Genomic DNA, 13343 nt, shown 5'->3' with positions numbered 1-13343 from the left:
ACAGGTACATGCCCCTTGTGGTATATTGCGCAAAAAATTAAGCCTCTACACCCAAACTACACTATGGCTTATGCGATAACGCTACCGGGAACACAATAAGAAAGGATAATTAGTCTCAACATGGAACTTATTTTTATCATAGCCGCCTTCCTGGCTGGCTTTATAGCCCTGAGGTGCAAGCTTCCTCCTCTGGTAGGCTTCCTTGTCGCGGGATTTGCCCTCAATAGCGCAGGCTACCAGTCAACCGAGGTCCTCAGTGTCCTGGCCGATCTCGGCGTTACCCTGCTACTGTTCTCGATAGGCCTCAAACTCGATGTCAAAACCCTGCTTGCCAAAGAAATCTGGGGAGGGGCGACACTGCATAACCTGCTGACAACCGGCCTCTTTACCCTTGCCCTGCTGGCTTTGAAACAACTCGGCCTCGGAATGCTCAGCGAGCTGGATATGGTGCAGCTTGGCCTGCTTGCCTTCGCACTCTCATTTTCAAGTACCGTTTTTGCGATCAAGGCGCTGCAGGAAAAAGGCGAGCTCAACTCTACCTACGGTACCCTTGCCATTGGGGTACTGGTCATGCAGGATATTTTTGCCGTTATTTTCCTGACCGTTTCAACCGGCAAGGTGCCCGAGATCACTGCACTGGCCTTGTTTGCCCTGCCCCTATTGCGTCCGTCACTGTTTAAAATTCTCGACAAGGCCGGCCACGGGGAAATGCTGGTGCTATATGGGATTTTCCTTGCCTTGGTCGCCGGTGCAGGCCTGTTCGAGGCTGTCGGCATGAAGGCCGATTTGGGCGCTCTGATCCTGGGGATGATGCTAGCCGCTCACCCTAAGGCCTCGGAGCTGTCAAAATCACTGTTCAACCTGAAAGAGCTGTTGCTTGTCTGCTTCTTCCTCAACATAGGTCTGTCGGAAGAGCCGACCCTCGACGGCTTCCTGATGGCCATTCTACTACTTCTGCTGCTGCCGATAAAAGGCATCCTCTACTACATCATCTTTAACCTGTTCCGCTACCGGGTCCGGACATCACTGCTTGGTACGCTCACCTTGTTCAACTACAGCGAGTTCGGCCTCATTGTCGGCGGGCTAGCGTACAGTCTGGGAATGCTGCCTGGCAACTTTCTGGTTGCCATCGCCATTGCCGTCTCATTGTCATTCCTGATCGCGGCTCCACTCAATAGCATCGGCCACCGGTTATACAAAGATGCTTCGAAGTGGCTAAAAGAGTTTGAGCCAGACAAACTTAATTCGAGCGATAAACTGATTGACCTCGGAAACAAGAAAATCATGATTCTGGGCATGGGCCGTATTGGTTCAGGTGCCTACGACGAACTAGTCGCACGCTATGGCGAGCAAGTCATTGGTATCGAAACCCGTGAAGACTCCGTCCAGCTCCATCGAGCCGCCGGGCGCAATGTGATCCACGGCGACGCTACCGACCCCGATTTCTGGGCTCGAGTTATCTCACGCCACAACACCGAACTGATTTTGCTGGCAATGCCTCATAGCCAGGCCAACAGCTTTGCCCTGGAACAGATTCGAGAAGGTCATTACCAAGGTAAGATCGCGGCGATAGCCAAATACAGTGATGATGAAGCCCTGCTCAGCGAACTGGGAGTCGATGCGGCATTCAACATTTACAACGAGGCAGGTAGTGGGTTTGCCCGCCATGTCTGTGAGCACCTGTCGCCCGATATAAAACCACTCTAGCCCCTCAACCATTCTTCACTTTTTATAACGGCAGCCTCGGCTGCCGTTTGTTTTTTCGTTCAAAAAACCAGCTAATAATAGATAAAATTCAGATAAAGTCTTTTTTATTAGATAATATTCACCGACAAGGCTTTTCTTCAATTGAATAGAGATTAAAGGTTGCTTTATTTTACCGAATACGCAATTTTAACAATTAAGAACGGGAGACGTTAGCAGCAAGGAGTAAGAATTAAGTCTCTAGACTAGGAACTAGATACTCAATTCTTACTCCCTCCCAAACAATTATGGATAGCGACAAGCGATTTAAAAGTTGGAGTCAGAAGTATGTGTTCAGTATTCGGTATCTTAGACATCAAGAGTGATGCAGCAGCGTTGCGCGAAACCGCGCTAGAAATGTCCAAGAAAATGCGTCATCGCGGTCCTGACTGGTCAGGTATCTACTCGTCAGATAAAGCCATTCTGGTGCACGAGCGCCTGGCTATCGTTGACCTAAACAGCGGTGAGCAACCTCTGTACAACGAAGATAAAACACATGCTCTTGCGGTAAACGGTGAAATTTACAACCACAAAGAACTTCAGGCTGAGTTTGCACCCGACTACCCTTTCCAGACTGAGTCTGACTGTGAAATTATTCTGGCGCTCTACAAGGAGAAAGGCCCGGAACTGCTTGACTACCTCAACGGTATTTTTGGCTTCATCCTTTATGATGAGACGGAAGATGCCTATCTGATCGGTCGTGACCATATCGGTATTATCCCGCTGTACCACGGCTATGACGAGCACGGTAACTACTATGTTGCTTCTGAAATGAAATCACTGGTACCGGTTTGTAAAACCATCAGCGAGTTTCCTCCAGGCCACTTCCTATGGAGCAAGAAAGGCGAGCCGGTGCGTTACTACAAGCGTGACTGGATGGAGTTTGATACCGTTGCCGACGCAAAGACCGATAAAGTTGCACTGACCAATGCACTAGAGAGTGCGGTTAAGCGTCAGCTAATGACAGATGTTCCATACGGTGTGCTGTTGTCAGGTGGTTTGGATTCATCTGTCATCTCCGCTATCACCAAAAAGTTCGCGGCCCGTCGTATCGAAGATGACGAGCAATCTCAAGCATGGTGGCCGACATTGCACTCCTTTGCTATCGGCCTTGAAGGCGCGCCTGATTTAAAAGCGGCTAAAGTGGTAGCAGACAGCATTGGTACCGTTCACCATGAGTTGACCTATACAGTTCAGGAAGGCCTGGATGCCATTCGTGATGTGATTTACCACATTGAAACTTACGATGTCACGACAATCCGTGCTTCAACGCCAATGTACCTGATGTCACGTAAGATCCGTGCTATGGGGATCAAGATGGTGCTTTCCGGCGAAGGGGCAGATGAAGTCTTCGGCGGCTACCTTTACTTCCACAAAGCACCGAACGCAAAAGAGTTCCACGAAGAAACAGTACGTAAGCTGCTGGCACTGAACATGTTTGACTGTGCCCGTGCCAACAAGTCAATGGCTGCCTGGGGCATCGAAGCACGTGTACCGTTCCTGGACAAGGAATTCCTTGAAGTGGCAATGCGCCTGAACCCAGAAGATAAAATGTGCGGTAATGGCAAGATGGAGAAACACATCATCCGTGAATGCTTCGGCCACTACCTGCCAGAATCCGTTGCATGGCGTCAGAAAGAGCAGTTCTCTGATGGTGTTGGTTACAGCTGGATTGACTCACTAAGAGAAGTTGCAGAAGCCAAGGTCACCGAGCAGCAGCTTGAAACAGCCAAGTTCCGTTTCCCGTACAACACGCCGACAACCAAAGAAGGCTATATGTACCGTGAAATCTTTGAAGAGCTGTTCCCGCTTGAAGATGCCGCGAAATGTGTACCTGGCGGCCCGTCAATCGCCTGTTCAAGTGCTAAGGCCATTGAATGGGATGAGAGTTTCAAGAACAGTGCCGATCCATCAGGCCGTGCTGTCGCTGCCGTTCACAACGAAGCTTATGAGCAGAAAGCCTAACGGCCCAGTTATCATCTAAATACTGAAACGAGAGCCTTGCGCTCTCGTTTTTGTTTTTGCTCTCATTGCCTTTCCCCTCCCCTTTTCAAGGGGAGGCTGGGAGGGGTTAACTCACAAAATACAGACATAAAAAACCGCCTTCCGGCGGTTTTTCTTCTCGAGACTAGGAACTAACACCTCGCCTCTGGGGATTAACGCTCCCAGTATGCCTCTTCCAGGCTGTCTTCACGCTCTGGCAAACCACGGGACAGACGCGGAGAGTGCTGCGCCAGCACTTCGTAGCTTACGCGGTTCGAGTACAGACAAACCTGTGAGAACGACGAATAGGTCAGGAAGTTATGCTGGTGCTTGCTTGATTTAGGCACGTTCTCTTTGTGGTAACGGTTTGCTGACATATCGTGCAGCAGGGCTGACAGTGCACCATCACCGGCACCATTGGTATTTTTGATGCGCTCTGGGCCACCCATGTACGGTGCAATGTGAGAAAAGACCTTCAATGGCTGCTCACATTCTTTCTTCAGCATTGGACGGCTGAACTCGTAGCGGTTGAACTCAGGGATATCACCCGGCAACAGCGGCAAACTAGTTTCGCGCTTCGCATCATCTTCGGTATAACCCGCAGTATACAGACCAACAGGGCCTGCGGTGCACAGTACCAAATCAACCCACTCCAGGGTTTTCTCAGAGGCAACAAGCGGATCTGCTTCGCCAGTCAGTGCTTCGGCTTCATCTTCGTTCATCGCAACAACCGTCACATGGTCGCGTAGGAAATCTCGCCACCACTGCGGATCGTCTTCAATAACAAACTTAGTACCCAGCGTCAGTACCACAGGTACATCATGCTTTTTCGCATACTCAATCGCACGCATGGTCGCTTCTGGCATCGGATCGCCTTCTTTACAACGCACCAGGTAAGCAGTCAGTACCAAAGCAGAAGCATTTTCGAATACCTTCTCTGGAATGCTATTCGGATCCAGCTGGTTCATTCGGCCTTCGTTGATCGCAAATGTCCGCTCGCCTTCTTTCGAGATCAGTGCAAAACAGCGACCGATAGGGCCATGTACTGGCTGAAGGTGGTTCATATCCATACGGCTCGAGGTATTGCAAAGATAACGGTAGGCATAGCTGCCGATTTCGATATCTTTGCTCATTACACCGAGCAACACCGACTTGTCATCAGCCAGAACAGAATAGTTGTGCAGGGTATTACCGATCGTACCACCAGCAAATTCATGACTGATCAGGTCATTTTCTTTCAGCTCTTGATACAGCGCTTCGGCCTTATCATCGGTAATAACCAAAGAGTGGCCTTTGCTTAGCTCATAGCGTTCCAGGAATTCATCATCAACACATGCTTCGATATCCACCAGAGTCTGATCGATGCCCACAACGTGCGTACGTGTGAGGCGCTTTTCTTGTTTGGCTTGACTCAAAAGAGGATCACGGGCATGTACGGGAAAGTAATGCTTCGATTTTCGTTGGCCTGGAAATTTCATGTCAATGAGCTGTCAGTTGGGAAAATTTTGCGAATTCTATCACAGAATATAGAACAGAAAAGAAAAAGCTCTCACAGTTTTTGAGAGCTTCAACTTTTTAAGAGGAAAGTATTAGGTACAGTCTGTACACGGCTTTACCAGCCTTGGGTATTTTGACTGACGATCTGCGCCATCATTGCAATATGAGCGGGATTATCGTTAAGGCACGGGATCAGATTAAACTCCTTTCCACCTGCCTCGATAAAGGTTTCCCTGCACTGTTCGGCAATCTCCTCCAGCGTTTCGAGGCAATCGACAGAGAAAGCCGGACACATCACATCCAGTCGCTTTATCCCCTTTTGGGCCAGCTCCGAGATAGTTTGCTCGGTATAGGGCTTTAACCACTCTTCCCGACCAAAGATGGACTGGTAGCTCATACTCATCTGCTCGCGAGGCAGACCAAGTTTTTCCGCTAGCAACGCAGTCGTACCGTTACAGTGCTGCGGGTACGGATCACCGTTATCGGCGTAGCGCTTGGGAATGCCATGGTAGGAACATAACAGGTAATCCGGCTTGCCGTGATCATCCCAAAACTCTGTCACTGACTCTGCCAACGCACTAATGTACTCGGGATGATCGAAATAGTTGTGCACAAGGCGCAGTTCAGGAATTTCCGGACAGGACTTGAGCACCTTTGCCACTTTATCGAAAACTGCGGCGGTTGTGGTTTGTGAATACTGCGGATACAACGGCAGAACCAGTACCCTATGGCAGCCCTGCTGCTTCAGGCTCTCCAAACCGCTCGCAAGCGAGGGGTTACCGTAAGTCATTCCCAACTCGACAGGCACCTGCAAGGCTTCAGCCAGCTGCCTCTGCTGGCGTCGGGAATACACCATCAGGGGTGAACCCTCGTCCATCCAGACAGACTGGTATAGCTTGGCGACTTTCGGAGAACGAATCGGCAAGATAACGCCATGAAGGATCGGGCACCATAGCCAGCGAGACATATCGACGACTCGCTGATCATGCAAAAATTCAGATAAAAAGCGTTTAACGGCTGCAGGCGAGGCTTCGTCCGGCGTCCCCAGGTTAACCAGCAATACTCCGTAATTATTATTTTTTTCGCTCATACTTTCCTTCGCGTTTTAAAAATGCGCTGACGGCTTAACTTTATCAGCTTTAATAAAATCATGCATATAAAAAACGGGTTAGCCCTAAAGCTAACCCGTTTTTTCGATTCGATGCGAAGCGTCGATTAAGCCAGTGCTTTCTCCAGTTCAGCACTTACTGCAGCAACAGGCTGCGTACCGTCAAACTTCAGGTACTTAGTGTTACCCGCTTCTGCTTCTTTGCCATAGTAAGCAATAAGAGGCGAAGTCTGGTCATGGTAAACACCCAGGCGAGCACGTACTGTCTCTTCCTTGTCATCTTCACGGATAACAAGATCTTCACCCGTTACGTCATCTTTGCCTTCAACCTTCGGCGGGTTGTATACCGTGTGGTAAGTACGACCTGAAGCCAGGTGGGCACGACGGCCAGCCATACGCTCTACGATAACATCGTCAGAAACGTCAAACTCGATAACATAGTCAACAGCTACACCAATTTCTTTCAGGCCATCAGCCTGAGGAATTGTGCGTGGGAAGCCGTCTAGCAGGAAGCCTTTTGCACAATCGTCTTCAGCAATACGCTCTTTAACCAGACCAAGAATGATATCGTCAGACACCAACTGTCCAGCGTCAATTACTGATTTCGCTTGCTTACCTAGCTCAGTACCAGCTTTGATCGCCGCACGTAGCATGTCACCAGTAGAGATTTGAGGAATACCAAATTTCTCCATGATGAATTGTGCCTGAGTACCTTTACCTGCACCTGGAGCGCCCAGAAGAATGATGCGCATCTTGATCCCCTTTAAATAAGATGGAGTTTTTCAAAAAACAGAAAAATACACTGATTAGCCCGCAGTCGCAAGCCCGGCACTATTGCCGAGCCTGGATTACATGCTTTATCAGAATACTATTTGAAGCTGACAATAGAATCGATAAGACCTTAGTCACATCGACACCTGTTAGCAAATTTATGCCAGCAACTTGTTAACGGCGGCCAGGAACTGAGACGGATCGTCCATCGAACCACGTTCTGCCAGCATTGCCTGACCTAGCAGCATTTCAACCCAGCGGCCAAATGCCTCTTCATCAGGTTCATCGGCCATCTTGTTGACCAGAGCGTGCTCCGGGTTAAGCTCAAGGATGTATTTCACCTCTGGCGCATCGTGCCCCGCCGCAGCCAGCAGCTTAGCCATTTGCGTACCCATTTCATTTTCATCGGTCACCACAACAGCCGGTGTATCCTGCAACTTGAACGTGGTACGAACATCCTTCACACGATCACCAAGGTAGCTCTTCGTCCGCTCAACCACAGACTTAAACTCTTCTTCAGTTTGCTTGTGCTTCTCTTTCTCTTCCTCGTCTTCGAACTTGGACAGATCCAGATCCGCTTTGGTGATTGCCTGGAACTGCTTGCCGTCAAACTCAGGCAGGTGACCCATCAACCACTCATCGATACGATCATGCATCAGAACAACTTCGATGCCCTTGGCACGGAACTGCTCCAGGTGCGGGCTGTTCTTGGCAGCGCTGAAACTGTCTGCCGTCAGGAAGTAAATCTTATCCTGACCTTCTTTCATCCGCTCAACATAATCAGCCAGCGAGACAGTCTGCTCGGCCACTTCGCTGTGCGTTGAGCTAAAGCGCAACAGGTTGGCGACTTTCTCACGGTTGGCAAAATCTTCGGCAGGCCCTTCTTTTAGCACCTGGCCAAATTCGTTCCACAATGTCTGGTACTTCTCGGCATCATTTTTCGCCATACGCTCCATCATTGTCAGCGCACGCTTGGTACATGCCTTGCGCAGCGCCTGAGTGACCTTGTTGTCCTGCAGGATTTCACGCGATACGTTCAGTGGCAGATCATTAGAATCAATCAGGCCACGCATGAAGCGCAGGTAAGAAGGCATGAACTGCTGGGCATCGTCCATGATGAAAACACGCTGTACATACAGTTTAAGGCCGTGCTTGCTGTCACGGTTATTCATATCCCACGGTGCTTTCGATGGAATATACAGCAGGCTGGTGTAGTCCTGATTACCCTCGACGCGGTTATGGCTCCACGCCAGCGGCTCGGCGAAATCATGTGAGACATGATTGTAGAATTCTTTATATTCTTCTTCGCTGATCTCTGACTTGTTGCGGGTCCAAAGCGCCTGGGCCTTGTTGACCTGCTCCCATTTGTTGGTTCCCGTTTCCTTGCCTTCCTCGTCACGCTCTGCGGTCTGGATAAAGACTGGAATACCGATGTGGTCAGAGTATTTGCCAATGATGTCACGCAAGCGGTACTCGCTCAGGAACTCTTTCTCGTCCTCACGAAGGTGAAGAATGATCTCGGTACCACGGCTCGCTTTTTCGATATCTTCGACCGAATAATCGCCTTCACCGCTAGAGTGCCAGCATACAGCCTGATCGGCAGGGGCACCTGCCGCACGGGTATTCACTGTCACCGAGTCAGCCACAATGAAAGAAGAATAGAAACCAACACCGAACTGACCGATCAGCTGGGAGTCTTTAGACTGATCTTCGCTCAACTTGGCAAAGAAATCTTTGGTGCCGGACTTGGCAATCGTCCCCAGATGCTCAATCACATCATCGCGGGTCATACCGATACCGTTGTCATGGATAGTCAAGGTGCCGGCATCAGCATTGAATGACAGTTTTACGCCTAGTTCAGCATCCTTCTCATATAAATCAGGTTGCGACAGGGCGCGAAAGCGTAGCTTGTCCGCCGCATCAGAGGCATTAGAAATCAACTCACGTAAAAAGATCTCTTTGTTCGAATACAATGAGTGGATCATCAGATGTAAAAGTTGCTTTACTTCCGATTGAAAGCCACGTGTTTCCTTATTTTTATGGATATTTTGCTCGCTCATTTCAACTCCGTAACTAGTCGTATTACGTAATCTATATCAATTCATTTCATAGATATGGCCAAAGTTCGGTTTTTCAACCTAAAATGCGCTTTTTATAATATTTATATTTTTTCAGCCGCCCTTTTAAAAATTTACATTCAGAAATGATTCAGGGAATTCATGCTATATAATCAGCTCAACTGTGCCATTGGTGCTAAAAATGAATAAAATATCAAATAAATATTTGATTGGTCAGAGGTTCCTCTTTGACCCTTATGACAATAGCTTAATCGATCAATCTGAAAACGATGAGCTCACCCGACTCGGCAGCAATGAAAGCCGAGCATTAAGCCTGCTGATTGAAGAACCTGGTGCGATCATCACCCGTACCCGCCTGCATGACTATGTTTGGCGTGAGCAAGGCTTCGAAGTTGATGACTCCAGCCTGACCCAGGCCATCTCGACGCTTCGCAAGGCGCTGAAAGACTCGACGAAATCGCCGGAATTTATCAAGACCGTGCCTAAGCGCGGCTATCAGATGATCGCCAATGTCAATGAGATGACTGACAGCCCAGCAGTGACCGAAACGCCACTCGCTCACGCCGATGCGGAAGCCGTTACCTCCGAGCCTGGCATGGATACACTAGCGCAGCAAAGTGCGACTGCTGAACCGAGCGCTGTTCCATCGAAAAAAAGCAATAATGCGGTAGAAAACAACAAGCCATCGAAAGTAGCCATATTGAAAATTGTGGCAGTGATGATTGCCTGTTTCTTACCATTGTTGGTGAATTTAAGCTTTCCGCCAAAGTCAGAGGCCTTCAAGCCATTGCTGACCGTTAACGGCGTTCAGGTGCTGACGCCTAAAAACCACCCTGATCTGATGCAGTGGAAAACACTGATTTCGAGCTGTGTGGAGACCTATCTTGAGTACCATCAGGGTGATGAGCGTCCGTTAGAGGTCATTGCCACAGGCGGACAAAGCAACCAGTTATGGCTGAACTACATTCACGGCACCTCAGTACCAGGCGAAAACGTCACCCTGCGATTGCTTACTAGCCATGAGGATAATACCAAGCTATGTCAGTAAAAACTAAACACAGCCACTTTTCGGTATTCTGCAAGCAGTACTGGGCTTTCATCGTTTTGGCATTATCGACCTCTTTCAGCGCCTGGCTCTATTTCTCCAGCGACTACAAGCAGGAACAATTGCTCATGTCCCGTGAATGGCAGTCAATGTCTGTGAGCCGGATTGAAGCCATGCAACTAGAACAGCTAGGAATGCTACGTCGTGTCGAGCAAAGCAGCCATGTTGTCTACCTGCCCAATAAAACCTACTCGCGCATAACCTTGCTAAAACTCTTTAGCGAAAGCGAGCAGCCACTTACCCTGCACATTTCCGAATCGGGGAAATGGGACATCAGCGGGGGCTATCTGCTTACCGAACCGCTTGAATTCAAGGACATTACCTCTGGCCAGAATAAAGACTTCCAGAGCCACCATCTGGCGATTGTCAAACAGGTATTCCGGATGGATGCCCAGCAAAGCCGCCGTATTGATATCATCAATAAGAAATCGCTATTGCTGACCAGCCTGACTTATGGTTCGAGCATTCTTTACTCGCTGTAAACAAAAAAAGGGGGAAGCGCTCGCTTCCCCCAACCACAATGAACATTCCTTTCAACTTACAACTTAGAAGTACACTCTCATACCAATCGTGAATGCACTGTCATCGCTGCCGGCAACTTCTTCGTCAAAGCTCTGATCGGCATATTCGGCATACGAGACAACACTGTCATTTAGCCAGTAGTCAGCACCAATGGTGAACTGGTTTAGCTTGTCGTCCTGGGTATCGTAGTCGACATAATCGTAGACACCGTACAAACCGACACCGACAGGCAGATCGTAGCGAGCCATCGCACCGATACCGGTTCTCTCCTCGCCGGCGAAGTCGTAATCAGAGTACATTGCAGCCAGTGAAAGCGCCTGGTAGGCATAGGTGGCGTTCAGCGTCCAGGAGGTATCGTCATCACCGCCGTAGGTCATGTCCTTCTCGGTGCGCTCGGAGTAGGTATAGGTAGCCGATAAGCCAAGGCCAAAGTCAGAGGCCCAGGCCACACCCAAGGCATACGCCTGGTCGATACCGAGTTCCCCCAGATCCGGGTCTGCCACACCGTTCGCATCGACTCCTTCATCACCGGTATGGTACTGCGCCATAACGCTCAGGTTGTTAATATCTATCTTGTACTGAATACCATTGGTAAGACGATCGGTCGCAAACGCATCCTCTTTGATGTTTGCCGTTCCGCCATATTCCCAGGTGATATCATACTGACCGGCCAAGGTATCCTGAACTGCCGACATACGACCGATACGGAACTCACCGAAGTCACCGCCAATCGCCACCGAGCCGAATTTCAGGAAATTATCATCATCATTGCCGTCACCGTCTTCCGGGATAATATTCATTTCATACATGACATCGCCGTTGACGTACATGTTATTATCCAGGAAGTAAGTGATCCCCAGACCAAGCTCCGTCCCCTCACCGGTAAACGTACTGTCCGCCCCCATATGGCCGTTATCGGTTGTTTCATAGCGTGCACGCAGGTTACCGTAGGCATTTACTGAAAGCTCATCTGTTTTATAGACTTCTGCTGCCATTGCTGATGCGCTAGCAACAACAGAACCAATTACTGTTGCTACAACTGTCTTTTTCATGTCCAACTCCTAATAACCTGCATACGCCCGTTTGCTATATGTCAGGTGATGGTATTTATATTTTGATCCCTTGCCTTCGCTCCCCGAGAGCACTCTCATTACGCTTAGCCGTAATAACCAGGTGCACTCGGGTAACTTCCATGGCATTTCTGTTCTGTCCGAGATGACAATATTAAATACCGATAATCAGAGTGTTATGAAGAAAAACAGCCTTAAAAATTATTTATCTAGATGTAGTTAGAAAATAAGTTTAGGTAAAAACTAAAAGCGACTATAAATTACTGAACCAGCTAAAAATAAAACATTTAGACGTTAATTTAACCCGCCAAATGCAAAAACAAATAAACGCAATGATAATAAAACAAAAGGCATTCACCGAGTGAATAAATGGGATTGGTACCGTTGAGGACAGATAAAAAAATACCAACTCCAGATTTAGCCTGTAAGTTGGTATTTATCAAGTTCAGACAATTATCAAATCAGCCAAACCGACTAATAGAGCTTATGTCGTCCGGCAATGGAGTGTGACAATGTCGTCCCGTCAACAAGCTCTAGCTCGCCGCCGACCGGAACACCGTGTGCAATACGGGTAGCTGGGATCGAGTACTCACTGCACAGCTCTGCAATATAGTGCGCCGTTGCCTCGCCCTCGACCGTCGGATTCGTCGCCAGGATAAGCTCTGATATCTGCTCGTTCTGCAAGCGAAATTCCAAGGTATCGAGGCCAATATCTGACGGACCGATACCGTCAAGCGGGGATAAATGCCCCATCAGCACGAAATAACGCCCCGAAAACTGCCCCGTTGATTCAACGGCAACAATATCCGCCGGGCTTTCAACCACACAGATCTGCCCGTTCTCCTGACGACGAGGGTTGGCACAAATCGCACACACATCCTCTTCCGTAAAGGTACGACAGCTCTGGCAGTGACCAATTTCCGTCATCGCCTTACTCAGGGCATCTGCCAGCTGCAACCCACCCTGACGATTACGCTGCAACAAACTGAAGGCCATACGCTGAGCCGACTTGGGGCCAACCCCAGGCAGACAACGCAAGGCCTCCATCAGTTGTTCCAGTAATTGACTGGTGCGCATTGATTAGAATGGCATCTTGAAGCCGGCAGGTAGGTTCATACCGCCTGTTACGCTTGCCATTTTCTCTTTCTGTGCTTCTTCGATACGGCGCGCTGCATCGTTAAATGCTGCAGCGATCAAATCTTCCAACATATCTTTATCGTCTTCCATCAAGCTTTCATCCAGCTCAACGCGACGCACACTGTGGCTACCAGTCAGAGTCACTTTTACCAGGCCAGCACCAGACTCGCCAGTGACTTCCATGTTTGCAATTTCTTCTTGCATCTTTTGCATGCGCTCTTGCATTTGCTGCGCCTGCTTCATCATGTTGCCCATACCACCTTTACCAAACATATACTCTCTCTCTATTGGTCTGGTTGAAATTCATTTTGCTATAGCGTAATACAAAA

At 49.0% G+C, this 13343-nt stretch carries 11 protein-coding genes; 4 read left to right on the top strand and 7 right to left on the bottom strand.

The features are described 5' to 3' along the window. The first annotated feature begins 120 nt into the window (after positions 1–120). Together BIT28_RS28095 and asnB are read left to right on the top strand one after the other, a co-directional pair. On the top strand, positions 121–1707 hold the full coding sequence (locus BIT28_RS28095; protein WP_075768281.1) for a cation:proton antiporter family protein: 1587 nt from the start codon (positions 121–123) through the stop codon (positions 1705–1707). 324 nt (positions 1708–2031) lie between these two features. Further along, entirely contained in the window at positions 2032–3708 is a 1677-nt protein-coding gene (gene asnB, locus BIT28_RS28090) for an asparagine synthase B (protein WP_075768280.1), read from the top strand. Positions 3709–3899: 191 nt separating this feature from the next. Here asnB and BIT28_RS28085 read toward each other — a convergent pair whose 3' ends face one another. From BIT28_RS28085 to htpG, 4 genes are all read right to left on the bottom strand, one after another. Then, on the bottom strand, positions 3900–5204 hold the full coding sequence (locus tag BIT28_RS28085) for an inosine/guanosine kinase (RefSeq protein WP_075768279.1): 1305 nt from the start codon (positions 5202–5204) through the stop codon (positions 3900–3902). A gap of 134 nt (positions 5205–5338) precedes the next feature. Then, positions 5339–6313: a ferrochelatase gene (gene hemH / locus BIT28_RS28080; RefSeq protein ID WP_075768278.1), complete on the bottom strand. Its 975-nt coding sequence runs from the start codon at positions 6311–6313 to the stop codon at positions 5339–5341. A 125-nt stretch (positions 6314–6438) separates the two neighbouring features. Further along, a complete protein-coding gene (adk, locus tag BIT28_RS28075) occupies positions 6439–7083 on the bottom strand; it encodes an adenylate kinase (protein WP_075768277.1) in 645 nt (214 codons plus the stop codon). 177 nt (positions 7084–7260) lie between these two features. Beyond that, positions 7261–9162, bottom strand: a complete 1902-nt coding sequence (gene htpG, locus BIT28_RS28070; protein ID WP_075768276.1) for a molecular chaperone HtpG — start codon at positions 9160–9162, stop codon at positions 7261–7263. A 199-nt stretch (positions 9163–9361) separates the two neighbouring features. Between htpG and BIT28_RS28065 the strand changes: the two genes are divergently transcribed. Together BIT28_RS28065 and BIT28_RS28060 are read left to right on the top strand one after the other, a co-directional pair. Further along, positions 9362–10228, top strand: coding sequence for a winged helix-turn-helix domain-containing protein (locus BIT28_RS28065; RefSeq protein ID WP_075768275.1), 867 nt, complete (start codon positions 9362–9364; stop codon positions 10226–10228). Further along, positions 10219–10767 (top strand): regulatory protein ToxS, encoded by a 549-nt coding sequence (locus tag BIT28_RS28060; protein WP_075768274.1) that lies wholly within the window; start codon positions 10219–10221, stop codon positions 10765–10767. The genes BIT28_RS28065 and BIT28_RS28060 overlap by 10 nt, the downstream gene beginning before the upstream one ends. 63 nt (positions 10768–10830) lie before the next feature. On the opposite strand, the gene BIT28_RS28055 is transcribed toward BIT28_RS28060, so the two are convergent. From BIT28_RS28055 to BIT28_RS28045, 3 genes are all read right to left on the bottom strand, one after another. Then, positions 10831–11859 carry a porin gene (locus BIT28_RS28055; protein ID WP_075768273.1) on the bottom strand — a complete coding sequence of 343 codons (1029 nt, stop codon included), beginning with the start codon at positions 11857–11859 and terminating at the stop codon, positions 10831–10833. A 492-nt stretch (positions 11860–12351) separates the two neighbouring features. Further along, positions 12352–12954, bottom strand: coding sequence for a recombination mediator RecR (gene recR / locus BIT28_RS28050; protein ID WP_075768272.1), 603 nt, complete (start codon positions 12952–12954; stop codon positions 12352–12354). 3 nt (positions 12955–12957) lie between these two features. Continuing rightward, the gene (locus BIT28_RS28045) at positions 12958–13287 is read right to left on the bottom strand and encodes a YbaB/EbfC family nucleoid-associated protein (RefSeq protein WP_075768271.1); all 330 of its coding nucleotides are present in this window, start codon (positions 13285–13287) and stop codon (positions 12958–12960) included. Positions 13288–13343 lie beyond the last annotated feature (56 nt).

It is taken from the genome of Photobacterium proteolyticum, from assembly GCF_001939735.1.
Classification (GTDB): domain Bacteria; phylum Pseudomonadota; class Gammaproteobacteria; order Enterobacterales; family Vibrionaceae; genus Photobacterium; species Photobacterium proteolyticum.
This window is presented reverse-complemented; position numbering and strand designations above follow the sequence as displayed.